We start from the raw sequence: 24092 nt of genomic DNA on the forward strand, positions 1-24092 counted from the left end.
CCTTACAATTCGTCTACTCGCCGGCCGGCGAGTGCTTGGTTAATACTGGCGTCCATACGCCGCTCGGCAAACAACTCACTGGCCTTGCCAACGATTTCAATATGCTTGGCAATGCTGGCCACAGTCCCCTGCTCACGCTCGTGGTGCAAAACCTCCATTTTAGCCAATAAATCCTGCTGCTCCGCCTCGCTAAGCATGGCTTCGCCATCTTGCAACAGCGCCGCTGACAAAGCCTGTAACAAGGCGTCCGCTTCAATTTGCTGCTCACGCAGAGCGCGGGCGTCTTTGTCGTCTGCCGCCGCCTCCCAAGAAGACTTGAGCATGTCGGCAATATCAGTGTCATTCAAACCATAAGCAGGCTTCACCGCAATATGGCTTTCGACCCCAGTACTCTCTTCGGTGGCAAACACCTGCAACAAACCGTCGGCATCAACCTGAAACTTTACTTTGATCCGGGCCGCGCCCGCCACCATAGGTGGAATACCCTGCAACTCAAAGCGCGCCAGCGAGCGACAATCTTCAACCAGCTCGCGCTCGCCTTGCACCACATGAATGGCCATGGCGGTTTGACCATCTTTAAACGTGGTAAATTCCTGTGCCATCGCCACGGGAATTGTGGTGTTACGGTGAATCACCTTCTCCGTCAGGCCGCCCATGGTCTCGATACCCAAGGATAACGGGATCACATCGAGCAGCAACATTTCGTCGCCACTGCGATTCCCCACCAACTGGTCCGCCTGCAGGGCCGCTCCCAAAGCAACAACCCGGTCAGGGTCTAAATCGACTAATGGCTCGCGACCAAACCACTGCGCTACCCGCTCGCGCACGCGGGGCACCCGCGTGGAGCCGCCGACCATCACCACATTGGCGATGTCTTCGCTGCGCAATTTAGCATCGCGCAGCGCGCGCTTGCAGGCGCGAATCGCCGTGTCGATCAAGGGGTCAACCAAGCTATTAAACTGCTCGCGGCTAAGGCTTTGACTCAAATCGCCTAACACCACGTTTACAGTTTCCGCATCACTTAAGGCTTCCTTAGCCTGACGTGCAGCCGTTAATAAGCTGCGCTGCTGAAACATGTCGAGATTTTCTAAACCTGTTGCAGCAACAAACCAGTCGGCAATCGCATGATCGAAATCATCGCCGCCCAAAGCCGAATCGCCGCCGGTAGACAGCACTTCAAACACCCCTTTGGTGAGCTGCAACACCGAAATATCGAAGGTTCCGCCACCCAAATCAAATACCGCAATCGCCATTTCATCTTGCTGATCAAGGCCGTAAGCCACTGCCGCGGCAGTTGGCTCATTGAGCAGCCGCAACACGTGAATTCCGGCAATTTTAGCAGCGTCTTTAGTCGCTTGACGCTGAGCGTCGTCAAAGTAAGCAGGTACGGTAATAACCGCACCCGTCAGCTCGCCACCGAGCGTCTCAGCCGCCCGAGCGACGAGACTCCTTAAAATTTCTGCCGACACTTGCACCGGCGATATATCACCAGCACGAGTGCGAATTTTGACCATATCTTGCCCCTGATTCAGCAATTCATAGGGCAGCATTTCTGCCCCGGAAGCCGCCGAGCAATCAGCAAAGGAGCGCCCCATAAAGCGCTTTACGGACATCAGGGTATTGCGAGGATCGGCACTTGCGCCTGCCAAGGCGGCCGCGCCCACTAGGGTTTCTCCGGTCTCAGCGTAATACACAGCCGACGGCAACAGATGCTCGCCACCGAGGTCTGCCAAGGTATCTGCGTGGGCATTGCGGACACTGGCAACCAGCGAATTGGTGGTTCCCAGATCAATTCCCACCGCCAGCTTACGCTGATGCGGCTCGGGGGTTTGTCCAGGTTCTGATATTTGCATCAAGGCCATAAGTGGTTTCTGAACTCCCGGCGATTTTCACGCCTTTTATCAGTAGTCGAGCAATTCGCTCTCTTTCAGTTCAGCTTCGCTGCGCAGTTTTTCTAAAAACTGGAGCTTGGCATAAGCCGCCAAAGCCAAATCGAACTGCTGTTGATTATACGATTGCGAAAAAGCCGCTTTCTGACTCTTCGCCGCCTGATCAAGGTCGCGATAAAATACATCTAGCGCTTGCTCAGGATCTTTTGCATCCTGCAATTCTGACAGCTCTTCGCGCAACTGCATTTGCTGCATCAAAAACGCTGGATCCTGAAAAGTAGTCGAGGACATATCACTGTTCACCCCCGCCAATTTCAGCAAATAGGCAGCCCGCCGCGTGGGCGACACCAAGGTTTCGTATGCTTCATTGATAAGCGAGGATTGTTGCACCGCCATGCGCAAATCACGCTCGGAGCCACTGGCAAAACGATCGGGGTGGGCCTCGCGCTGCAGCGCGCGATAACTGTTGGTCAGGGCCGAGATATCAAGTTCATAAGCCTGAGGCACCGCCAACAGCACAAAGTAATTTTCTTGGGGATTAAATACAGACATAGGTATTGGCCAGCCAGCAGGCCGCTAGACGGTGAAGCTCTCACCGCAGCCACACTCAGCCGACACATTGGGGTTGTTAAATTTCAGGCCTTCATTGAGACCTTCTTTAACAAAGTCCAACTCGGTGCCGTCTAAATAAACCATGCTTTTAGGGTCGATATACACCGCCGCGCCGTCTTTTTCAAAAACCTGATCTTCGGCTTGAGGCTCGTCGACAAACTCCAATACGTAGGCCATACCGGAGCAGCCGGAAGTCCGCACACCAATGCGAATTCCCAAACCCCGGCCACGGCCGAGCATTTGCTTTTTGATGTGACTAGCTGCTGCACTGCTTACTGAAATTGGCATGCACTCTCCCCTAATGTCTAATGCGAGCGATCAAATCAGGATACGGTTCGTTTGTGACGGTAGTCAGCAACCGCAGCCTTAATCGCATCTTCGGCCAAGACTGAACAGTGAATTTTCACTGGTGGCAGCGCCAATTCTTGAGCGATTTCGGTGTTTTTAATTTGCGCCGCTTCGTCAAGGGTCTTGCCCTTAACCCACTCAGTGAGTAGTGAGCTAGACGCAATTGCCGAGCCGCAACCGTAGGTTTTGAACTTGGCATCTTCAATAACACCCTGCTCATTCACCTTGATTTGCAGACGCATTACGTCACCGCAAGCCGGCGCGCCGACCATACCGGTGCCGATCTCATCCGCGCTGTCGTCAAACTTACCGACGTTACGTGGATTCTCGTAATGATCGAGTACTTTTTCGCTATAGGCCATGATCTCGTCCTCTCAATCTGAACAGCTTAGTGAGCTGCCCATACAATACTGTCTAAATCGACGCCGTCTTGGTACATATCCCACAAAGGCGACAATTCCCGTAATTTTTCCACTGCTGCGCGTACCTGTTTAATCGCGTAGTTAACTTCCTCTGCCGTGGTAAAGCGGCCAAAAGAGAAACGCAGTGAGCTGTGTGCCAGCTCGTCGTTCAAACCCAGCGCACGCAGCACATACGACGGTTCCAAGCTCGCTGAAGTACAGGCCGAGCCCGATGACACCGCGAGGTCTTTCAGCGACATAATCAGCGATTCACCTTCAACAAAGGCCAAGCTAACGTTGAGGTTACCCGGCAAACGCTGTTCAAAATCACCGTTTACAAACACCTGTTCCATGTCTTTTAGGCCATCCCAAAACTGATTACGCAACGCTAAAGCATGCTCAGTATCTTGGGCCATTTCTAAGCGGCCGAGTTCACAGGCTGCGCCCATACCCACTATTTGATGGGTTGGCAAAGTACCTGAACGCATGCCGCGCTCGTGACCACCACCGTGCATTTGCGCCTCCAGGCGAATGCGCGGCTTGCGGCTCACATACAGTGCACCAATCCCTTTGGGACCATACATTTTATGAGCAGACATCGACAACAAGTCGATCTTCATGGTCGCCATATCAATAACAACCTTACCTGCCGTCTGCGCCGCATCAACGTGAAACACTACGCCATTAGCACGACATACTTCGCCAATCGCGGCGACATCATTAATGGTGCCAATTTCATTATTGGCGTGCATCACGCTGACCAAGACCGTGTCGTCACGCAGCGCTGCCGAAATCGCTTCAGCGGTAATTAAACCTTTATCAGTCGGATCTAGATACGTCACTTCAAAACCTTCGCGTTCTAATTGGCGACAGGTATCAAGCACCGCTTTATGCTCAATTTTGGAGGTAATAATGTGCTTACCTTTTTTACTGTAAAAGTGCGCAACACCTTTGATCGCAAGGTTGTTTGACTCGGTAGCACCGGAGGTCCAAACAATTTCACGCGGATCAGCATTGAGCAGGTCAGCCACTTGGCGACGAGCGTTTTCAACGGCCTCTTCCGCCTTCCAACCAAACATGTGCGAGCGTGACGCTGGGTTACCAAAGGTACCGGTCGTGGTCAAACAAGCCATCATCTGCTCAGCCACACGAGGATCAACCGGTGTGGTTGCAGAGTAATCTAAATAAATTGGCAATTGCATACACTTCTCCAAAATCTCGGCGTGACTACCTCAGCACCGAGCTAATAACTAATCTACCGCAGTCAGAATAATCGACTGCTCATTGCGCGCCTTTTGTAACTGACGCGCCGAAACCGATTGCACATCGCGCCGCTCAACCAAACTCGCCAAGCTGATATCGCTTAAAAAATGGTGGATCTGATCACTTAAATCAGCCCACAAATTATGGGTTAAGCAGGTATGCCCATCCTGACAATCACTGCTGCCGGCACAACCAGTGGCGTCCACCCGTTCATCGACCGCATCAATAATATCGGCAACGAAAATTTCTTCACTGGGTCGACTTAGGCGATAACCACCACCTGGGCCACGGCTACTGGAAACCAGCTCTTTGCGGCGTAATTTCGAAAACAACTGCTCCAAATACGACAGGGAAATATCCTGCCGACTAGACACATCAGCCAAACTTATGGGACCTCGGTCGCCGTACAGTGCCAAATCCAGCATCGCTGTAACGGCATAGCGTCCTTTTGTCGTCAATCGCATAGCTATACCCGCTTAATCTAGGGTGCAATTATGCAATAACCTAGCAAAATGGTCAACTATATAGCCGAGGAATTTAGTATGGTTTAAATCACGTGGGAGCGGCGATTATAATCACTCTGCCCTACCAACACCACCATTAGGTGCCACAGCACCGCCCCCCTCTACAGACTCATCGACTTTGGCTTTACGCACCCAGTACTGGGTAGACGTTAAGATGCCTCGCAAAATATTCACTTCCATCTCATCGAGTCGAGTACGCTGATAGAGACGACGCAGACGAGTCATTAGCTTTTTAGGTGCTTCTGGACGTAAAAAATTAATATCCCGCAAGGTTTCCTCAAGATGAACCAAATAGCGCTCTAAGTCTTGAGCGCCAGCCACCGGCACGTCCCAGTCGGCCATATCATTATTATTAAGTTCACCACTAAGGTGCTGCATGCGCACCTCGTAGGCCAAAACCTGCACCGCCATCGCTATATTAAGGGAGCTATATTCTGGATTAGCCGGAATATGTACGTGGAGGTTACAGCGTTGCAGCTCTTCATTAGTTAAGCCCCGGTCTTCACGACCAAACACCAGCGCAATTTTATGCCCAGCCACCGCCTCCGCGTAACCTCGCTCCATACAATGCCTCGGGTCGAGCAACGGCCACGGCACAGTGCGCTCTCTGGCGCTGGTGCCTATTACCAACTGACAATCGGCAATCGCCTCATCCAAAGTCTCGCACACCACCGCGGAATTTAGTACATCATCGGCACTCGCGGCGCGCCAAGTCGCCTCATCGTGAGGGTATTTACGAGGCTCAACTAAGTACAGCTGACTCAGGCACATATTTTTCATGGCGCGGGCAACTGCGCCAATATTGCCGGGGTGGGAGGTATTCACCAGCACAATGCGGATATTGTCTAGAGGATTTACAGCGGATTGTTCTACAGTAGTCATGGCTGGCGCTCTTTTTACAAGTTGCGCATTCTAGCAGACCCAAGCGATTAGGTCAGCGTCTCCGGCACCCACTGGATCTTCCAGCCCTCCTCACCCACTGGTGCACTAAAACCCTCACAAACAGCCAAATCGGCAACCGCCGCCAGTTCGCCGTCACAATAGATTAGCGGCAGCACCTCGCGCTGCCACGGCGGCAACCGCCACGCTTGCAGGAGCTTTTTAAGTGGACGGTGATGGGGGTGGCCCGCCAAACGACAGCGCTCACCCCCCTGCCGAAAGCGTATCGACACCGGCCCACGAGGCATAAAGGGGCCGTTAGGCGTAGCAAATAAGCGGCCCACCCCAGGAATAAGGAGCTCACCGCGCAAGTCCCACGCCAATTCACCCGGCAGCGCGCTTGACGCCTTCACTGCACTTCGCTCACAAAACAACTGCTGATTATAAGCGCGCAACAACACACCAGCAGCCAAACGAAATTGTGGCTGCCGGTCGCCACCCGCACAAAGAAATTGTTCAACGATCGTCCCCAGCTGGGCCGAGGACAACCCTAGGTCACTGCGATTAATAATAAATTGCCGCAGGATCGCGCGTTGACGAATTTCTGGTAGCGCCGCCAATTTCCGTAAGTTCAGCGAACCATCTTCTGCGCAAAAACTGGCTAGATCCTGGCTAATATAGCCATGCAATAGCTGGGCAGCTTCCGCCTGCAAAGCAGCCGCCCGGCCAAAGCTTTGACGGTAATCCGGCCAGTGCCGCGTGAGCTGCGGCAAGACTTGCTGGCGTAGAAAATTACGGCGGTAATGGGTGTCGAGGTTGCTGGGGTCGTCGACCCAGGATAACTTCTGAGCTGCCGCATAAGCTTCAAGCTCGGCACGCGAAATCGACAGCAGCGGCCGATACAGCTCGCCGGCTCCCAGCGCGCGCCTAGTTGGCATTGCCGCTAAACCTGCCACCCCCGCACCGCGAAGCAAGCGCAGCAATAAGGTTTCCGCTTGATCATCAAGGTGATGCGCCAATAGCAACAAATCTCCGTCACCCAAGACCGCTTCGAACGCACGGTAACGGGCTTCCCGCGCCAAGCCCTCTAACCCCCGGCGACGCCCCTTGATATTCACAACCTTTAGGGTAAACGGAATATTGTAAGCGGCGCACTGCTGCTCACCTTGTTCGGCCCAGGCCGCCGAAGCTGACTGTAATTGGTGATCGACGTGAATAGCACGAATTTCTGGAAAGGGGGTACTACTGGAATGCGCCTGCTCGCGCAAACGCCAAACTAAATGCAGTAAAACGTGAGAATCTAGACCGCCGCTAAAGGCCAGCCACCAAACTCGCCGAGTCAAATACGGCGCAAGTGATTTTGTGATGAGGGGCAGCAGCTCTGCCATTGCCGACTCCGCCCCCCTCACCCTATAAGTACCTTAATCAGCTGGTGCCGTAGGACATCAGGCGATCATAACGAACTTCTAACAGCTCTTTTTCAGGCAGGGCTTGCAGACGTTTGATCTCCGCCACGAGGTGCTCACGCACCCGCTCGGCACTGCTGTCGATATCGCGATGAGCACCACCTTGAGGTTCAGGAATAGTCGCATCAACAATGCCCAACTCTTCGAGAATCGTTGAGGTTAATCCCATTGCTTCAGCGGCATCAGGTGCAAACTCAGTGCCCTTCCAAATAATATTGGCGCAGCCTTCTGGGGAAATAACAAAGTAGGTTGAATATTGCAGCATGGCAATATGATCGCCTACACCAATACCCAAGGCACCACCAGAGCTACCCTCACCAATAACAACACACACTATTGGGGTTTTTAACCGCGACATTACCGCTAAGTTTTGCGCGATGGCCTCACTGATACCACGCTCTTCACTGTCGATACCCGGATATGCGCCTGGGGTATCAATTAAAGTCACAATAGGTAGTTTATAACGTTCAGCCAGCTGCATTAGACGCAGGGCTTTGCGATAACCCTCAGGCTTGGGCATACCAAAATTGCGCTTAACCTTCTCGGTAACGCCTCGGCCCTTTTCTTGACCGATCACCATGACGGGCATGCCGTTGATTTTACCAATACCACCAACAATGGCGGCATCATCACCAAAATGCCGATCACCGTGTAATTCGTCAAAATCAGTAAAAATTCGGCGAATATAATCCAAAGCATAAGGCCGCATGGGGTGCCGCGCTATTTTAACGACATTCCAAGGCGTGAGATTGGAAAAAATCTTTTCGGTTAATTTGCTGCTTTTTTCCCGAAGTTTCGCGATTTCTTCACTAATATTCAGGTCATTATCGCTGCCAACTAACTGAAGCTCTTCAATCTTGGCTTCCAGCTCCGCAATGGGTTGTTCAAAATCAAGATAATTGGGATTCATCGCTCACTTATTCACTTGTTGTCGTCAGTGAAGCCTATACCATCCAAATAGTAAATAGGCTCATTTAATAGTGTGATTATACGTTAATCATAATTGATGACCACGTTATTTGCGCCACACTCCTCACCTAAGCGCAGTAATAACTCATCATTTGGCAGAATTCGCCAATTGTCACCAAGTCGAATTTTACCACCACCCTCAGGCCGCTGATAATTTATCACGACCGGACAGCGGCCGCCCTTGGCAACACTTAATGCGCCTTTTAAACGCGCAATGGCATCGTCATTGACTAAATCCGCACTCATCGACAGCTGCAGCTCCCGGGCGTGCTGATCCCGCGCCTCGGCAATACTGCGCACCGCCTTCACCCGCATTTTTTTGCCACCGCTGTACTCGTCGTTACTACATACACCCTCAACCACAATGACGGTGTCTTTTATCAGTTTCTCCCGACACTCATCGTAGGCATCGCTGAATAAGGCAACCTCAATTCGTGCACTGCGGTCATCAAGTAGCACAAAAGCCATGGTATCGCCGCGCTTATTCTTCATAGTGCGAGTACTCATCACCAATCCAGCAATGGTCTGAGGGTGCTTCTCGGGGTTAAGGTCGACAATCTTCCTTGGCACAAAGCGACGTAATTCAGCTTCGTAATCATCAATCGGATGCCCGGTAACGTAAAGGCCAAGAGTTTCTTTTTCACCGAGCAAACGCTCTTTGGTTGTCCAGCGCCTTACATTCTTAAAGCCTGCATAAACATCACCACCCTCGACTTCAACGGCGAGACTACCGCCGAACAAGTCCATCATGCCGCTTTCGGCGTTGCTTGCCACCTGCTCTGCGGCCTGCACGGCATCGGGCATAGCTGCCATAAGTACCGCACGATCTTCACCGAGATCGTCAAAAGCACCCGAGCGAATAAGCGCTTCTATAGCACGTTTATTCACTTTGCGCGGATCGGTGCGCTCACAAAATTCAAAAAGGTTTTTAAAAGGCCCACCGCTATTACGGGCAGCAATGATATTTTCGACGGGCCCTTCACCCAAGCCTTTGATTGCACCAAGTCCGTATACAATTTGGCCGCGATCATTGACCGTGAACATATACTCGCCTTCATTTACCGAAGGCAGCTTATAGTCCAACCTCATTTCCCGACATTCTTCTATGAAGATAACGATCTTGTCGGTATTGTCTAATTCCGAACTCATTACCGCTGCCATAAAAGGCGCGGGATAATGGGTTTTCAGCCAGGCAGTTTGGTAGGAGACCAAGGCGTAGGCAGCGGAGTGCGATTTGTTAAAACCGTAGCCCGCAAATTTTTCCATCAAGTCGAAAATATTCGAGGCCAGCTCTTCGGAGAAGCCCTTTTCGACTGCACCGGTCTGAAACAAGCTGCGCTGCTTATCCATTTCGGCAGCATTTTTCTTACCCATAGCGCGGCGCAATAAGTCGGCGCCACCAAGACTGACCCCCCCCATTACTTGGGCGATCTGCATAACCTGTTCCTGATACAGAATAATGCCGTAAGTTGGTTCGAGCACGGGCTTCAAACACTCGTGCTGGTACTGAGGGTGAGGATAGGCCAACTCAGCGCGACCGTGCTTGCGGTTAATAAAGTCATCAACCATACCCGACTGTAATGGACCAGGACGAAACAAGGCCACCAACGCGATGATATCTTCAAAGCAATCCGGCAGGAGCCGCTTGATCAAATCCTTCATACCACGGGATTCCAACTGGAACACCGCCGTGGTTTCTGCGCGCTTTAGCATCTCAAAGGTTGGTCGATCCTGCAGTGGAATCGACATAATATCGAGGGGATCTTCACCCAGCTTGGCACGCTGAGCGTTAACAATTTTTAATGCCCAGTGAATGATGGTCAGGGTACGCAGCCCCAGGAAATCAAACTTAACCAGCCCAGCTTCTTCAACATCGCTTTTATCAAACTGGGTAACCAAACCGCCACCTGCGTCGTCACAATAAAGCGGCGCAAAATCGGTGAGCTTAGACGGCGCGATAACCACACCCCCGGCGTGTTTACCCACGCCCCGCACCACACCTTCGAGCTGGGTCGCCATATCCCAAATTTCTTGGGCTTGTTCATCTGCGGCTAAAAACTCTCTAAGAATCTCTTCCTGCTCAAAGGCTTTCTCAAGCGTGATACCCACTTCAAAGGGAATCATTTTCGACAGTTTATCGGCCAGGCCATAAGCCTTGCCCTGCACGCGAGCGACGTCGCGCACCACCGCCTTGGCCGCCATGGTGCCAAAGGTAATAATCTGACTTACCGCATCGCGTCCGTAATTATCCGCCACATAGTTAATGACCCGATCCCGCCCTTCCATACAAAAATCGACATCAAAGTCTGGCATGGATACCCGCTCAGGGTTCAGGAATCGCTCGAACAGCAGATCGTATTGTATGGGGTCGAGATCGGTAATTTTAAGCGCGTAAGCAACCAGCGAGCCAGCACCAGAACCTCGGCCGGGGCCAACCGGAATATCGTGATCCTTAGCCCATTGAATAAAGTCCATTACGATCAAGAAATAACCGGGAAACCCCATCTGCAAAATAACATTGAGTTCAAATTCCAGACGATCGCGATATTCGCTTTGGTGCGCTTCAAATTCAGGTGAATTGCGGTCAAATAAAAAATCAAGGCGTTGATCCAAACCTTCATGGCACAGCTGACGAAAGTAAGTCTCTTGGGTCATACCTTCAGGTATTGGGTATTCCGGCAAATAATACGTACCGAGCTGAATAGTCAAATTACAGCGTTTGGCAATTTCTACACTATTTTGCAATGCCTCTGGAATATCAGCAAACAGCTCGACCATATCTTCTGGGCTGCGCAAATACTGTTGGTCGCTGTAATTGCGTGGCCTGCGCGGGTCATCGAGAACCCGGCCATCGCGAATACATACCCGAGCATCGTGCGCTTCAAACTCATCGGCATCTAAAAACCGAACATCATTGGTGGCGACCACAGGGCAGTTATTGCGCTCAGCTAAGTCGATAGCCGCATGAATATAATCGTCTTCGTTTTGACGGCCGGTGCGCTGTAGCTCCAGATAAAAGCGATCAGGAAATACCGCCAACCACCGCGACAAACTGTGCTGGGCAATATCAGCCTTGCCGGCGAGTAGTGCCTGCCCAACATCACCCTCGCGACCGCCTGACAAAGCAATTAAGCCCTCGCTAGCCTGTTCTATCCAACTGCGGTACGCATAGGCCTTACCTAAATACTGGCCATCTTGATACGCGCGAGAAATGAGTTCGGTCAGATTGCGGTAGCCTTTTTCATTTTGCGCCAGAAGACAGATAACCGTGGTCTGATCTGGGTCATCGTCATCGCGCATCAGCAAATCGCAGCCAAAAATGGGCTTAACCCCAGCCCCCATCGCCGCCTTTTGAAACTTAATTAGCGCGTAAAAATTATTTAAATCGGTGAGCGCCACCGCGGGCATGCCCAATTTAGCAACGCGCTTGGTCAGCTCTTTAACCCGCACCAAGCCGTCGACCAGCGAGTACTCCGAGTGCACCCGCAAATGTATAAAGCTGTCATTCATCATTGCTCCGGCTCCAGTATTGCCCGCACCGGCGCGTAGCTACGGCGATGAATTGGGGTTACACCTAAGCGTTGCAGGGCCTCCATATGAACCTTAGTTGGATAGCCCTTATGACCGGCCATGCCGTAACCGGGGTAAACGCTGTCAAACGCCACCATCTCGCGATCCCGCGTCACTTTTGCCAATATCGACGCCGCAGCAATAGCGGGAACACGGCTATCCCCCTTCACGACAGCCTCCGCCTTATAGGGCCATTTCGGCACTTTATTGCCGTCCACTAAGACATACTCCGGCTGAACCGACAAACCTGCGACTGCCCGATGCATGGCGAGTAAACTCGCCTGTAAAATATTGATTTCATCTATCTCAGCCACTGATGCCCGGGCAATGCAAAAGCTCAGGGCCTTTTCCTGAATTTCAACAAAGAGCGCTTCGCGGCGCTTTTCAGTGAGCTTCTTAGAGTCATTCAAACCCGAGACCGGTCGCGCCGGATCGAGAATCACAGCAGCGGTGACAACGTCGCCACACAAAGGGCCACGCCCCACCTCGTCCACACCGGCGGTTAATTCGGGCACATCAAATTCAGCAAACAAATCATTAATCTGAGGCATTACTCACTCCGGCGCAGGCCAAAACAACATCGGCGGCCCGTTCGCTAGCGGCTTGGGCAAGCTGGCGATGAATGCATTGAAACTCATTAATCAAACTTTCACGATGATTGGCATTGTTTAACTGCTCCAGCAACAGTGGCCCCATGACCTCGGCCCGCACTTCATCCTGCAGGACTTCAGGTACCAGCGCGCGTTGAGCTAATAGGTTTGGCAATGAAAAGAACGGCGTTTTAACCAAGCGCGACAGCAATTTATAAGACCATTTGCCGAAGCGGTATGCGACAACCATTGGACGCTGCAGTAACAGTGCCTCTAAGCTGGTGGTGCCCGAGGCCATTAAGACGACATCTGACGCAGCCATCACTGTGCGCGACTGACCACTCACCACCCGTATCGGCAAGTCTTGAGAAAACGCGCCAATCGCCTGCAAAATTTGGATTTTGCGCTCGGCATTGGCGGCGGGAATCAAAAACTCAATATTGGGCTGAGCACGGCGCAGCCATTGCGCAGTCTCCAGAAATGGTCTAATCAGCTGAGCGACTTCGCCGCTGCGGCTGCCGGGCAATATTGCCAACACTGGGTGTCCGTCTTCAACGTCCAGCTCCGCTCGGGCTGAACTGCGCTGGTCGGTGAGTGGAATCTGATCTGCTAAGGGGTGGCCCACACAGGTCACCGGTACGCCATGCTCTTGATAAAAGCGCTCTTCAAAAGGAAATAAAGTCAGCATATGACCCACCGATTTCGCAATTCCCTTTACCCGGCCTTGCCGCCATGCCCACACCGACGGACTCACATAGTGCAGTGTTTTAATACCGTGCTCATGCACATAGCGTTCTATATTCAAGGTGAAATCTGGCGAATCGATGCCTATAACAATGGCCGGTTGCCAACTTAAAAAGTGGGACTTCAAGAAACGACGCAGGCGCAGCAACTCAGGTAAACGCTTAAGAGGTTCGACAATACCCATTACCGACAGACGGTCCATATCACAGAGACTGCGACAACCCCGCTCAATCATTAGCGGGCCGCCCACGCCTTCGAACTCAGCATCGGGGTAACGCACTTTGATTGCGCGAATTAAATCAGCGCCTAAAATATCACCGGAAGCTTCTCCGGCGATAATACCGATTCGTAATGCAGTCATAGAATTGCCATGTTACGCAGCAGAAAAACGCAGTTTAGCGCACAATACCGCGCTGGGATTGTTGCAAGGAGTTCGCCAGTAATTGCACGTCTGGAAACTCTGCAATCAGCGGCGCCAATGCCGCCAATGCCTCTTCCACCGTATTATTCTGGCGATAAATAATTTTATAAGCGCGACGAATTGCCGCAATGCTCTCGGCGCTAAAGCCTCTGCGCTTTAGGCCTTCGCTATTGATTGTTTTCGCTTGGGCTGGCGTGCCGCTCACCGTAACATACGCTGGCACGTCTTTACTGATACCACAGCCAAAGCCTGCAAAACTGTGGGCACCGATCAAGCAAAACTGATGAACTAGCGTATATCCACTCAATATTGCCCAATCACCAACCACAACATGGCCAGCAAGCGATGCATTATTTACCAAGATACAATTATCACCAATCACTGAGTCATGGCCCACGTGAACATAGGCCATCAATAAATTCTTATTTCCTATTATCGTTTTGCCACGATCTTGTATCGTGCCACGATGTATCGTCACCCCTTCACGAATCACATTATCGTCACCGATGATGAGTTCAGTTTTCTCACCCTTGTATTTCAGGTCGGGGGTGTCGTCACCAATAGTCGAAAACTGAAAAATGCGATTGTTTTTGCCGATTTTCGTCGGCCCCATTAACACAACATGGGAGCGAATATCACAAGCTTCGCCAATATCAACATCGGCGCCAACCATCGTCCACGGACCAATTTTAACCCCGGCACCGATCACCGCACTGGGATCGATAATCGCACGTGGGTCTATAACAGCCGTAGCGTGGATATTTTCAGTCACAATCACTTACTCTTCCGGTCGATACACAATATCGTCGCAGACGCTGCCAACTTGTCTTCTACATAGGCTTGACATTCAAATTTCCACAAGCCGCTTTTATCTGACACATACTGCGCCTTCAGTATAAGCTGATCTCCAGGCACCACCTGGCGCTTAAAGCGCGCTTTATCAACGCCAGCGAACATGTAGATAGATCCTTCCGCTGGCTTTTTATCGAGGGTTTTAAAACCTAGAATTCCCGCCGCTTGCGCCATCGCCTCGATAATTAACACGCCGGGCATAATTGGCAACTCGGGGAAATGGCCATTAAAATGGTTTTCATTGCCGGTTACATTTTTCAGCGCAACGACTGATTCACCGAGCTTAAGCTCGAGTACCCGATCAACCAACAGAAACGGATAACGTTGCGGTAGGTATTCTTTAACTTCATTGATGTCCATCAGCATGACTCAGCTTTCATCCTTTACTTGTTTTTTTAACTTTTTTTCCAGAAATATGACTCGCCGAAATAATTCGTCGAGTTTCGCAAATCGCGCAGCGTTCCGCCGCCAAACACCCGTCTCCATCATTCCCGTACCACTAGAATAGGAGCCCGATTTCATAATAGATTTAGTAATTAATGATCTAGCCGTGATATGCACTTGATCGGCAATTGTTATATGCCCCACCACGCCCACATTACCCGCAAAAGTACAGCGTTCGCCAATAACTGTACTACCCGCAATCTGGCACGCTCCTGCCATTGCCGTGCCATTCCCCACAATGACGTTATGCGCAATCATTGTGTAATCATCGCAGATTACATCGTCACCAATCACCGTGTCTTCTAGGGCGCCGCGATCAATGCAGGAATTGGCGCCGATGTCGACTCGGTCACCAATTCGAACGCCGCCCAGCTGGTGAATTTTTTGCCAACCTTGAACGCTAGCCGCAAAGCCAAAGCCATCGGCACCAATCACCACGCCGGAATGAATAACAACGTCATTACCAATACTCACGCCGTGATAAATCGACACATTAGCGTGAATATAACAATTATTACCAATTCGTGAGTTAGCACCAATGACCGTACCGGGACCCAGCACAGTGCCAGCCCCAATAACCGCACCTTTCTCAACAACACAATTTGCCCCAATACTCACCGAGTCATCGACATCCTCAGCAACAACGACTGCACTGGGATGCACCCCAGCTTGCGGCTTTTCCAAAGGATCAAACAAGGCGCTTGCCTTTGCATAAGCGAGATAGGGATCCACCGCAATCAAGCAGTTACGACGATAATTGACAGCAAGCTCGGGATGAAGAATGACCGCGCTGGCAGAGCTATTCAACAGTGCAGCTTTAAATTTACTATTTGATAAAAAACTAAGATCACCAGTGTTGGCGGTAGCAAGAGGTGCTATACCGGCCAACCTAGTTGCGGCGTCACCTTGAAAATTTAATTCCAAGACCGCCGCAAGTTCAGCAAGGCTAAATATTTTCGCCCCGGACATTACTTAGCGTTATTCAACTTATCAGCCACTTTAGCAGTAATATCGTAGCTGCTATCAGCGTGAAGGACTGATTTGCGAGGTAGTAACAGGCCGATGTTTTCGTCTTTAACCAGCTGAGGCAGAATCGCCTGCAGTTTTGGTCCCAGCTCTTGCAGAATAGCCTGCGCTTCCTGCTGATTAGCACCTTCAATTTTACGGGCTAAATGTTCACCGTCAGCGCGCGCGGCATCTATTTTGTTCTTAGTTGCTTGACGTTGTTCCGCGCTAAGAATGTCGAAATCTTTCTGGAACTGCTCAACTATCTTGTCGTAGTTCTTCTTTAAAGACTCTAATTCAGAAACATTCTTTTTATAGTCCGCTTGATTGCGCATCGCGGTTAAGCGCTTTTTCGCCACATCGGTATTCAATACCGCAGCCTCTACATCAAATACAGCAATCCGACCTTCTGCAACAGCACCGCAAGCCCAAAGAGCCATAACAGCAACGGCAACTACCTTATAAAACTTCATGAAAAACTCCTATCCATTATTTTACTATCAGTTAGAAACTACGACCCAATGAGAACTGAAAGATTTCAGTATCGTCAATTCGTTCTGGATTTAGTGCCCGGCCCAAGCTGAAGGTCAGCGGCCCAAACCCAGTGATCCACGTCGCGCCCACCCCAGCAGAAAAACGTAAATCCGAAAGTCCAGGAGTAGTACAGTTGAGCTGACTCGTACTACAGTCCGTACTAAACACATTACCGGCATCAAAGAAAAAGCCGCTGCGCACAGAGCGCTGATCTTTCACAAAAGGCAGTGGGAACAACAATTCAATACTGCCCTCAACCAACACATTGCCACCAAAGGGGTCAGGGTCGCGATTATAGGAATTAGCACTATCAATCACAAGTAATCCGGTAGCGGGGTCTAAAACATAAGCCCCTTGCGCTGACAAGGCACGGGCATTGCCATCTGCATCAATGGCGGTTGCCGCTTGGCTGATACTGTAAATATCGGCAGTCGAGCTACGCGGCCCCAGCGTATTGCTCTTATAGCCACGAACCGAACCAAAACCACCGGCGTAGAAGTTTTCATAGAAAGGCAGCTGATCAAGCTCGCCATAGCCGTCGCCATAACCTAACTGGGTGCGGAAACGAAAAGTGAAACTATTCGTTATCGGCACATACAACTGGCCTTCGTAACCTAACTTGAAATACTCCAGATCAGAGCCTGGTACGGCAATTTCAATCGAGACCGACTGTGACGCACCTCGGGTCGCTAATAAGCCTCGGTTCAATGTTGATTGGCGCCAAGACATACCAGCAGTGAAATTATTAAATTCCTCACCGTATTTATCTAAAAATCCTTCCTCGTCAGGAACGGTTAAGGCTTCAGGAGGAAGCAGATCAACACTTTCCAGCACTTCCGCGACGGTGTATTTACCGGTCGTTACATCCCGGGTACTAACAAAGTAATTGTCAATAATATCGAGAATACGCGGGCTGGTTTTAATTTCTTTAACCGCGCTGACACCCGCCTCAATTAAGGTACGGTTAAAGCCTAGATTAAATCCTAAACGCTCAATTTCAGAAATAGGGTAACCAAAGTTTACGCTACTGCCGTAGGTATCTGCAGTATAGCTCGCCACGTTAATTTCTTCGTAGTCGGTGGTGCGATAAAACACGGAGAAACCACGACTCACACCGTCTTCAGTAAAGTACGGATCCAAATAATTGAAGTTCACGCTGGTGGCGAAGTCACTGCGCGACACACCAAAACCAACCTGCTGCCCAGTACCAAAAAAGTTGTTTTGTTGAATATTGGCACTCAACAATAGACCACTGTCCTGAGAGAAGCCGACGCTGGCGCCAAGACTGCCAGAGCTCTGCTCTTCCACCTTATAGTGCAAATCGATTAAATCATCGGTGCCCGGCACATCTAAGGTATCAACCTTAGCTTCTTTAAAGAAACCAAGACGCTCTAGGCGAATCCGAGACATTTCAATTTTATCAGCCGATGCCGGCGCCCCTTCAAACTGGCGCATTTCCCGACGCAATACTTCGTCAGACGTTCTCGCATTGCCTTCAAAATCAATGCGGCGCACATAGGTGCGTTTGCCTGGGTCAATAAAGAATTTGAGGGCAACGGTTTTCGCGTCTTCATCGCGTTCGGGAATACCGCGAACCTTGGCAAAATTGTAACCTTCATTACCAAGGCGCTTCGTCAAAAACTCTTCGGTGCTAGTCACTAGGGCTTGCGAGAACACTTGGCCTTCTTTAACTAAAACAAAACGCGACAGATCGTCTTCTGGCAAGACCAAATCGCCGGACAGTTCTGCACCGCTAACGGTGTATTTCTCACCCTCTTCCACATTCACAGTGATATACACTGACTGGCGGTTAGGGCTAATAGCAACCTGAACCGAGTCAGCATTAAATAATAGATAGCCGCGATCCAAGTAATAGGAATTAAGTTTTTCAAGGTCGCCTTTTAACTTCTCGCGGGAATATTTGTCTGCGCTGCTGAAGAAGGAAAACATGCCACCTGTCTTCAATTCAAACAAATCGAGTAAGGTCTCGTCGTCGTAAACGGTATTACCAACAATATTGATGTGTTCAATAGTAGCGTTGCTACCTTCATCGATAATAATACTGATCGACACGCGGTTGCGAGGTTCAGCAACGACATCGGTTTCAATGCTGGCATCGTAGCGCCCCTGAGAGACGTACTGCCGAGTCAGTTCCATGCCCATGGTCTCGAGCGTCGAACGTTTAAAAACTTGGCCTTCAGTCAGTCCCGCTCCTTTAAGGCCATCCATCAGCGCCTCTGTCGCTAGCGCTTTGTTGCCTTCCAAGCTAATCGCGCTGATGGCAGGTCGTTCAACCACCCGCACCACCAACACATCGCCGTCGACACCAATTTGAATATCATCGAAGTTACCGGTATAGAACAAGGCCCGCGATGCATTCGCCAAAGACCGGGGTTCAATTTGGTCTCCGACGCTGATGGGCAGCGCCGAAAACACCGTTTCCGATGAAATTCGTTGCAAACCCTCAATACGGATATCCGTCACTGCGAGTGAATCTTGGGCCGAGGCGAAAAAACTCGCCGACCACAGAAAAAGACTAAGTGCTAAAAGGCGTTTCATCAACAGCTAAAAACCAAGGCTCGGGGCGACTGCCAAAACATAACCAACAGCGCCAATATGTAAGATAAAAAGCATCGCATAGACCAAAAATTACAGCCGCAACACATCGTTATATAAAGCAAATACCATGACAAAAACTACCAACACCAAGCCCAGCTGATTCGCCCAGATCTGAACTTGTTCAGCGACGGGCTTACCGGTCAGCCATTCAAAAAGCGCGTAAACTATATGTCCACCGTCCAATACTGGAATTGGCAGTAAATTCAATACGGCAAGACTAACACTCAATAGCGCCAAAAACGTCAGCCAAGAAAAAAAGCCGTACTGCACTGAGGAGCTGGCCACTTTAGCAATGGTTATAGGCCCACTCAAGTTTTTTGGTGATAACAGCCCAGTCAACATCTTTTTAATAGATGTCAATGTAAATGCGCTCATCTGCCAAGTTTTATCGACTGCCGCTACTGCTGCCCCCAAAAGACCGTATTCTACCTCGCGCTGCATCTCTTTCGGCCATTCTGGCATCGCAACACTGACGCCCACATAGCCGTAGGCATTGGCAGACTCGTCGAGTTTGCGTTCTGGGGTAATCTGTAATTGTCGCTGCTGACCATTGCGATCAATCAAGAGCGTAGCACTTTGCTCAGGTATGCCCCGCACATATTCAACCCATTCAGACCAACTAGCAACGTCCCTACCGTCAATAGCCAATACCACATCGCCCGGCTGAAGCCCCGCACGCTCAGCGGGGCTACCTGGCATAATTTTATCCAGCGTTGGCAACAGCGCTGGGGTATACAGGGTCACACCTAATTCCCGAACCGGGTTGGGTTCCTCGACCCCTTGCATCCAGCCACTCAACGCTACCGTGCTCTCGTAAACCAGATCCGAGTCGGGATACTTGAGCGACAAATGAATATCTCCGTCCTCACCAATGCGCTCTAACAATTGCATTTGCAGGGTCTCCCAGGTCGGCGTCGCCGTGCCATCTACTGCGATAAACTCCTGCCCTGCAACAATCCCAGCACGCGCCGCGAGAGACCCTGCCTCAACTTCAGCCACAATGGGCGCAACGCCCGTCACCCCATTTAAAAATATCAGCCAATATACAAAAATCGCCAAAACGATATTCGCCAGTGGTCCAGCTGCCGCAATCCCTATCCGTGATTTGGGGGTCGCTCGATTAAATGCCTGACTTTGCAGTTCAGCGGGAACTGGGGCTTCCCGCTCGTCCAGCATTTTAACGTAGCCGCCTAACGGAATACCGGCGACGACAAACTCCGTACCGCGGCGATCAGTCCAAGTAAGCAAGGGACGACCAAAGCCCACGGAAAATCGCAAGACTTTAACGCCGCAGCGTCTCGCCATCCAAAAGTGACCATACTCATGCACGGCAACCAGTATTGCCAAGGTCGCTATCGTGACCAAAATTGTTTGCAAAATATCTAGCACGCCTGTCGTCCCTTATCTAAGCCTGTAAGCAGCCTTGGTAAAAAGCATTTCATTATATTAGGTACTAATCCCGAATTTTGGCGCTAATAAGATCAACGGCTAAGGCCCTCGCAGCGGAGTCCGCAGTTTGGACATCAAGCAAAGACTGGGGTTCACCAATATTTGTCTGCGCCATCACGTCAGCGATAACCTGCGCGATATCAACAAAGGCGAGCTTACCATCCAAAAATGCCGCCACTGCAATTTCGTTTGCGGCATTTAATGCTGCGGGCGCCGTGCCGCCGCGAATAGCGGCATCCCTGGCCAAGCGTAAACAAGGAAAACGCTTTTCGTCTGGCGCTTCAAAATCAAGACGAGCCTGACTTATGATATCTAGGCTCGAGACCCCAGAATGAATGCGCTCCGGCCATGCTAACGCATGAGCAATAGGGGTTCGCATATCGGGATTACCCAATTGCGCCAATACCGAACCATCTACATATTCTACCATGGAGTGAATGACACTCTGAGGGTGAACAATAATCTCAATCGTGGCTGGGTCTGCCTGAAACAGCCAGCAGGCCTCGATGAGTTCAAGACCTTTATTCATCATGGTCGCAGAATCGACCGAAATTTTGCGTCCCATCGACCAATTAGGGTGGGCACACGCCTGATCTGGCGTAACGGTAGTCAGTTCAGCGAGGGGCGTAGCGCGAAATGGCCCACCAGAACCAGTTAGCAATATCCGCTGGACACCCTGGGCTTGAATGCCACCCTCTGCCGCTAGGGGCAAGCATTGAAAAATAGCATTATGCTCGCTGTCGATAGGCAGCAAGGTGGCACCGCTTTTAGCGACCGCGTCAATAAACAGCTGCCCGGCCATCACTAACGACTCTTTGTTCGCTAACAAGACCTTTTTACCGGCTTCTACGGCCGCCAGCGTCGGCAACAAGCCGGCTGCGCCAACAATCGCCGCCATTGTAATGTCAGCAGCGGCAGCGACCTCACACAAACCAGCTTCGCCGCTCAACACTTCAGCCTTACTACCTGCGGCGCGCAGCCGCTCCGCAAACTCCGCAGCCAAGCCCGTATCACGTAACACAGTGTAACGGGGGGAGAATGCCATAACCTGAGCAAACAGTTTGTCCGTGCTCGTATTGGCAGTAAGTGCGAAAACAGAATAGCGATCTGGGTGGCGCGCAAGTACATCCAGCGTACTAATGCCAATTGAGCCAGTTGAGCCCAACACGGTAACTGACTGCATTACACCCATCCCGCGACAATAAGTCCGAGCGAAAATACCGGCGCGGCGGCGGTAATACTGTCGATCCGATCCATAATGCCGCCGTGGCCAGGCAGCAGATTACCGCTGTCTTTAATACCGCGATGGCGCTTGATCATGCTTTCCAACAAATCACCCAACACTGAGGCCAAACCGGTGACCAGGGCTAGACCCAACGCTGCGGGCAAGTTTATTGGCATACCCTCGGGCCAAACTCGCCACAAAATCGCCATCAGGGTCAGGCAGCTGGCCAAACCGCCCCAAAACCCGGCCCAAGATTTACCCGGACTCACCGCAGGAGCCAATTTAGCTTGGCCAAAGGCTCGCCCGGTAAAATAAGCACCAACATCGGCCGCTACAACCAAACCAATCACCATCAGAATGAGACAGACGCCTTCGGGCAAACTCCGCAGATAGCTCAGTGCCAACCATGCGGGCACCAACACCAACAAGCCCATTATGCTGCGCGCACCTTTAGAACCCCATAAGCCGGAGCTTAGGGGGTAAGCTTTAACCCATAACAAAGCAATAGCCCACCACAAGCACGCAGCAATAAATATCTCGCGCAACACCAAAAAGTTTTGCTCGGCATACAAACCGGACTGCCAGGCCAGCAAAGCCATGCCCAGCGCGCACACCACAACATATATGCTGCGACCAGTGCGGCTGGCAAAACCACTAAGATTCGCCCACTCCCATGCAGCCATTAATACTGCCAGCGCAAAAACCCCAGACAGCGCCACCACGGACAAATATGCCAAGGCCGCAAAAAGCGCTAACACGATCAGCACCGCGGTGATGATCCGCTGCTTTAGCATAATTTGACTCCCTTAATCTGTAATGGCCGCATTATTATTCTTCATCTCGCCCACCGAAACGTCGATCCCGCTGAGCATAAGCCCGCAAAGCCCGATCTAACTCCGCTGCGTCGAAATCTGGCCAAAAACAATCGGTAAAATACAGTTCACTATACGCCAGCTGCCACAGCAAGAAGTTGCTAATACGCTGCTCACCCGCGGTGCGAATACAAAGATCTGGCTTGGGGACGTCGGCCAAAGACATATGCCGATCAAACAATGCGACATCAAAATCGTCAAGCGCCAGCGTGCCGGCCTGCACTTGCTCTGCCAGTGATTTCGCTGCACTCACAATATCCCACTGACCACCATAATCCACAGCAATCACCAATTGGGTATCGCGATTAAACCGGGTCAATTGCTCGCTATAGTCCATCTGCTTGCGCAGACTTGCCGAGAATTGATCGCGCTTGCCAATAAAACGAATGCGCACACCATCGGCGTGAAGCTGCTTAGTTTCCGAGTCTAAGTAGCTCGAGAATAGCCGCATCAAAGCCTGAACCTCAAGGCTCGGCCGCTGCCAGTTCTCACTGGAAAAGGCAAACAAGGTCACAACCTCAACGCCCCGCTCACGAACCAATTTCAGTAGTGGCCGAATAACCTCAACACCAGCGCGATGGCCAGCCGAAGACTTGAGCCCCTGACCTTTGGCCCACCGATTGTTGCCATCCATAATGATGGCAACGTGGCGAGGAATATTTAGAGATGCGGCTGGCCGCGTAGATACTGCCATGACAAGGATGTTCGCCGCTTAGATAACCATGAGGTCAGTTTCTTTGGCCGCAAGCGCCTTGTCGACTTCCGCAATAAACTGGTCGGTAATTTTCTGAACTTCGTCTTGGGCGCGACGCTCATCATCTTCGCTTATTTCTTTTTCTTTTAGTAAATCTTTGATATCAGACAGCACATCACGGCGCGCATTGCGAATCGATACCCGCGCACTCTCAGCTTCATGACGCGCAGTCTTGATATAGCCCTTGCGGGTTTCCTCAGTCAGCATCGCCATGGGAATGCGGATAACACTACCGGCGGTGCTCGGGTTTAAACCCAAATCTGACTTCATCAAGGCCTTTTCTACGTCGGGAACAATATTCTTTTCCCAGGGCGTGACGGTTAAGGTTCGCGCGTCTTCAATACCAATATTAGCCACTTGCGATAGTGGTGTATCGGTACCGTAATAAGACACTCGCACCCCGTCGAGCAGGCTCGGATGCGCGCGACCAGTGCGAATTTTGTTAAAGTTGCTACCTAGCGCCTCAATGGCCTTGGCCATACGTACTTTGGCGTCTTCTTTCAGTTCATTAATCACGCTGTTTTCTCCTCGCGCTTAGTGGCGGCCACTAGCGTTCCTTCTTCACCACCCACAACAATATTCAAAAGAGCACCCTGCTGCTCCATCGCAAATACCCGCAAAGGCATATTATGATCTCGGCACAAACAGATGGCCGTAAGGTC

At 51.1% G+C, this 24092-nt stretch carries 22 protein-coding genes and 1 pseudogene; all 23 read right to left on the minus strand.

From position 1 onward, the window contains the following. Positions 1-2: 2 nt before the first annotated feature. Positions 3-1862, minus strand: coding sequence for a Fe-S protein assembly chaperone HscA (gene hscA, locus ABYP33_RS04465; protein ID WP_373088828.1), 1860 nt, complete (start codon positions 1860-1862; stop codon positions 3-5). Between the two features lie 39 nt (positions 1863-1901). Continuing rightward, positions 1902-2441 (minus strand): Fe-S protein assembly co-chaperone HscB, encoded by a 540-nt coding sequence (hscB, locus tag ABYP33_RS04470; RefSeq protein ID WP_373088830.1) that lies wholly within the window; start codon positions 2439-2441, stop codon positions 1902-1904. 24 nt (positions 2442-2465) lie between these two features. Beyond that, positions 2466-2789, minus strand: coding sequence for an iron-sulfur cluster assembly protein IscA (iscA, locus tag ABYP33_RS04475; RefSeq protein ID WP_373088832.1), 324 nt, complete (start codon positions 2787-2789; stop codon positions 2466-2468). Between the two features lie 35 nt (positions 2790-2824). Further along, positions 2825-3211 carry a Fe-S cluster assembly scaffold IscU gene (iscU, locus tag ABYP33_RS04480; RefSeq protein WP_373088834.1) on the minus strand — a complete coding sequence of 129 codons (387 nt, stop codon included), beginning with the start codon at positions 3209-3211 and terminating at the stop codon, positions 2825-2827. A 26-nt stretch (positions 3212-3237) separates the two neighbouring features. Then, positions 3238-4452: an IscS subfamily cysteine desulfurase gene (locus tag ABYP33_RS04485; protein ID WP_373088836.1), complete on the minus strand. Its 1215-nt coding sequence runs from the start codon at positions 4450-4452 to the stop codon at positions 3238-3240. A gap of 48 nt (positions 4453-4500) precedes the next feature. After that, positions 4501-4977 carry a Fe-S cluster assembly transcription factor gene (locus ABYP33_RS04490; protein WP_373088838.1) on the minus strand — a complete coding sequence of 159 codons (477 nt, stop codon included), beginning with the start codon at positions 4975-4977 and terminating at the stop codon, positions 4501-4503. A 111-nt stretch (positions 4978-5088) separates the two neighbouring features. After that, a complete protein-coding gene (gene trmJ / locus ABYP33_RS04495; RefSeq protein WP_373088840.1) occupies positions 5089-5919 on the minus strand; it encodes a tRNA (cytosine(32)/uridine(32)-2'-O)-methyltransferase TrmJ in 831 nt (276 codons plus the stop codon). Positions 5920-5966: 47 nt separating this feature from the next. Next, positions 5967-7304 carry a tRNA lysidine(34) synthetase TilS gene (gene tilS, locus ABYP33_RS04500; RefSeq protein ID WP_373088842.1) on the minus strand — a complete coding sequence of 446 codons (1338 nt, stop codon included), beginning with the start codon at positions 7302-7304 and terminating at the stop codon, positions 5967-5969. Positions 7305-7341: 37 nt separating this feature from the next. Beyond that, positions 7342-8292: an acetyl-CoA carboxylase carboxyltransferase subunit alpha gene (locus ABYP33_RS04505; protein WP_373088844.1), complete on the minus strand. Its 951-nt coding sequence runs from the start codon at positions 8290-8292 to the stop codon at positions 7342-7344. Between the two features lie 83 nt (positions 8293-8375). Next, complete coding sequence (gene dnaE, locus ABYP33_RS04510; protein WP_373088866.1) at positions 8376-11861, minus strand: DNA polymerase III subunit alpha; 3486 nt, start codon at positions 11859-11861, stop codon at positions 8376-8378. Continuing rightward, on the minus strand, positions 11861-12472 hold the full coding sequence (gene rnhB, locus ABYP33_RS04515; RefSeq protein ID WP_373088846.1) for a ribonuclease HII: 612 nt from the start codon (positions 12470-12472) through the stop codon (positions 11861-11863). Before rnhB ends, dnaE begins: the two co-directional genes overlap by 1 nt. Beyond that, positions 12459-13616, minus strand: coding sequence for a lipid-A-disaccharide synthase (gene lpxB / locus ABYP33_RS04520; protein WP_373088848.1), 1158 nt, complete (start codon positions 13614-13616; stop codon positions 12459-12461). Before lpxB ends, rnhB begins: the two co-directional genes overlap by 14 nt. Before the next feature lie 34 nt (positions 13617-13650). Beyond that, positions 13651-14454, minus strand: coding sequence for an acyl-ACP--UDP-N-acetylglucosamine O-acyltransferase (gene lpxA, locus ABYP33_RS04525; RefSeq protein WP_373088850.1), 804 nt, complete (start codon positions 14452-14454; stop codon positions 13651-13653). Further along, the gene (fabZ, locus tag ABYP33_RS04530) at positions 14451-14891 is read right to left on the minus strand and encodes a 3-hydroxyacyl-ACP dehydratase FabZ (RefSeq protein ID WP_373088868.1); all 441 of its coding nucleotides are present in this window, start codon (positions 14889-14891) and stop codon (positions 14451-14453) included. The genes lpxA and fabZ overlap by 4 nt, the downstream gene beginning before the upstream one ends. Positions 14892-14897: 6 nt before the next feature. Beyond that, a complete protein-coding gene (gene lpxD, locus ABYP33_RS04535) occupies positions 14898-15941 on the minus strand; it encodes a UDP-3-O-(3-hydroxymyristoyl)glucosamine N-acyltransferase (RefSeq protein WP_373088852.1) in 1044 nt (347 codons plus the stop codon). Next, the gene (locus tag ABYP33_RS04540; protein WP_373088854.1) at positions 15941-16450 is read right to left on the minus strand and encodes an OmpH family outer membrane protein; all 510 of its coding nucleotides are present in this window, start codon (positions 16448-16450) and stop codon (positions 15941-15943) included. Before ABYP33_RS04540 ends, lpxD begins: the two co-directional genes overlap by 1 nt. Before the next feature lie 31 nt (positions 16451-16481). Beyond that, positions 16482-19070 (minus strand): outer membrane protein assembly factor BamA, encoded by a 2589-nt coding sequence (bamA, locus tag ABYP33_RS04545; protein WP_373088856.1) that lies wholly within the window; start codon positions 19068-19070, stop codon positions 16482-16484. A 90-nt stretch (positions 19071-19160) separates the two neighbouring features. Next, positions 19161-20519, minus strand: a complete 1359-nt coding sequence (gene rseP / locus ABYP33_RS04550; protein ID WP_373088858.1) for an RIP metalloprotease RseP — start codon at positions 20517-20519, stop codon at positions 19161-19163. A 64-nt stretch (positions 20520-20583) separates the two neighbouring features. Next, entirely contained in the window at positions 20584-21762 is a 1179-nt protein-coding gene (gene ispC, locus ABYP33_RS04555) for a 1-deoxy-D-xylulose-5-phosphate reductoisomerase (protein WP_373088860.1), read from the minus strand. Continuing rightward, the gene (locus ABYP33_RS04560) at positions 21762-22598 is read right to left on the minus strand and encodes a phosphatidate cytidylyltransferase (RefSeq protein WP_373088862.1); all 837 of its coding nucleotides are present in this window, start codon (positions 22596-22598) and stop codon (positions 21762-21764) included. Before ABYP33_RS04560 ends, ispC begins: the two co-directional genes overlap by 1 nt. 34 nt (positions 22599-22632) lie before the next feature. Then, positions 22633-23370 (minus strand): polyprenyl diphosphate synthase, encoded by a 738-nt coding sequence (gene uppS / locus ABYP33_RS04565; protein ID WP_373088864.1) that lies wholly within the window; start codon positions 23368-23370, stop codon positions 22633-22635. An 18-nt stretch (positions 23371-23388) separates the two neighbouring features. Then, complete coding sequence (gene frr, locus ABYP33_RS04570; protein WP_184460943.1) at positions 23389-23946, minus strand: ribosome recycling factor; 558 nt, start codon at positions 23944-23946, stop codon at positions 23389-23391. Then, positions 23943-24092 (minus strand): annotated as a pseudogene (locus tag ABYP33_RS04575) (UMP kinase); the annotation flags it as partial. The gene frr and the pseudogene ABYP33_RS04575, both read right to left, overlap by 4 nt.

Origin of the sequence: Zhongshania sp., assembly GCF_041584495.1 — a bacterium.
Classification (GTDB): Bacteria; Pseudomonadota; Gammaproteobacteria; order Pseudomonadales; family Spongiibacteraceae; genus Spongiibacter.

What these genes read in the sequence shown, in the direction of transcription:
- hscA (WP_373088828.1), bottom strand. Translation starts at nt 1,862, where the DNA reads ATGGCCTTGATGCAAATATCAGAACCTGGACAAACCCCCGAGCCGCAT.
- hscB (WP_373088830.1), bottom strand. Translation starts at nt 2,441, where the DNA reads ATGTCTGTATTTAATCCCCAAGAAAATTACTTTGTGCTGTTGGCGGTG.
- iscA (WP_373088832.1), bottom strand. Translation starts at nt 2,789, where the DNA reads ATGCCAATTTCAGTAAGCAGTGCAGCAGCTAGTCACATCAAAAAGCAA.
- iscU (WP_373088834.1), bottom strand. Translation starts at nt 3,211, where the DNA reads ATGGCCTATAGCGAAAAAGTACTCGATCATTACGAGAATCCACGTAAC.
- ABYP33_RS04485 (WP_373088836.1), bottom strand. Translation starts at nt 4,452, where the DNA reads ATGCAATTGCCAATTTATTTAGATTACTCTGCAACCACACCGGTTGAT.
- ABYP33_RS04490 (WP_373088838.1), bottom strand. Translation starts at nt 4,977, where the DNA reads ATGCGATTGACGACAAAAGGACGCTATGCCGTTACAGCGATGCTGGAT.
- trmJ (WP_373088840.1), bottom strand. Translation starts at nt 5,919, where the DNA reads ATGACTACTGTAGAACAATCCGCTGTAAATCCTCTAGACAATATCCGC.
- tilS (WP_373088842.1), bottom strand. Translation starts at nt 7,304, where the DNA reads ATGGCAGAGCTGCTGCCCCTCATCACAAAATCACTTGCGCCGTATTTG.
- ABYP33_RS04505 (WP_373088844.1), bottom strand. Translation starts at nt 8,292, where the DNA reads ATGAATCCCAATTATCTTGATTTTGAACAACCCATTGCGGAGCTGGAA.
- dnaE (WP_373088866.1), bottom strand. Translation starts at nt 11,861, where the DNA reads ATGAATGACAGCTTTATACATTTGCGGGTGCACTCGGAGTACTCGCTG.
- rnhB (WP_373088846.1), bottom strand. Translation starts at nt 12,472, where the DNA reads ATGCCTCAGATTAATGATTTGTTTGCTGAATTTGATGTGCCCGAATTA.
- lpxB (WP_373088848.1), bottom strand. Translation starts at nt 13,616, where the DNA reads ATGACTGCATTACGAATCGGTATTATCGCCGGAGAAGCTTCCGGTGAT.
- lpxD (WP_373088852.1), bottom strand. Translation starts at nt 15,941, where the DNA reads ATGTCCGGGGCGAAAATATTTAGCCTTGCTGAACTTGCGGCGGTCTTG.
- ABYP33_RS04540 (WP_373088854.1), bottom strand. Translation starts at nt 16,450, where the DNA reads ATGAAGTTTTATAAGGTAGTTGCCGTTGCTGTTATGGCTCTTTGGGCT.
- bamA (WP_373088856.1), bottom strand. Translation starts at nt 19,070, where the DNA reads ATGAAACGCCTTTTAGCACTTAGTCTTTTTCTGTGGTCGGCGAGTTTT.
- ispC (WP_373088860.1), bottom strand. Translation starts at nt 21,762, where the DNA reads ATGCAGTCAGTTACCGTGTTGGGCTCAACTGGCTCAATTGGCATTAGT.
- ABYP33_RS04560 (WP_373088862.1), bottom strand. Translation starts at nt 22,598, where the DNA reads ATGCTAAAGCAGCGGATCATCACCGCGGTGCTGATCGTGTTAGCGCTT.
- uppS (WP_373088864.1), bottom strand. Translation starts at nt 23,370, where the DNA reads ATGGCAGTATCTACGCGGCCAGCCGCATCTCTAAATATTCCTCGCCAC.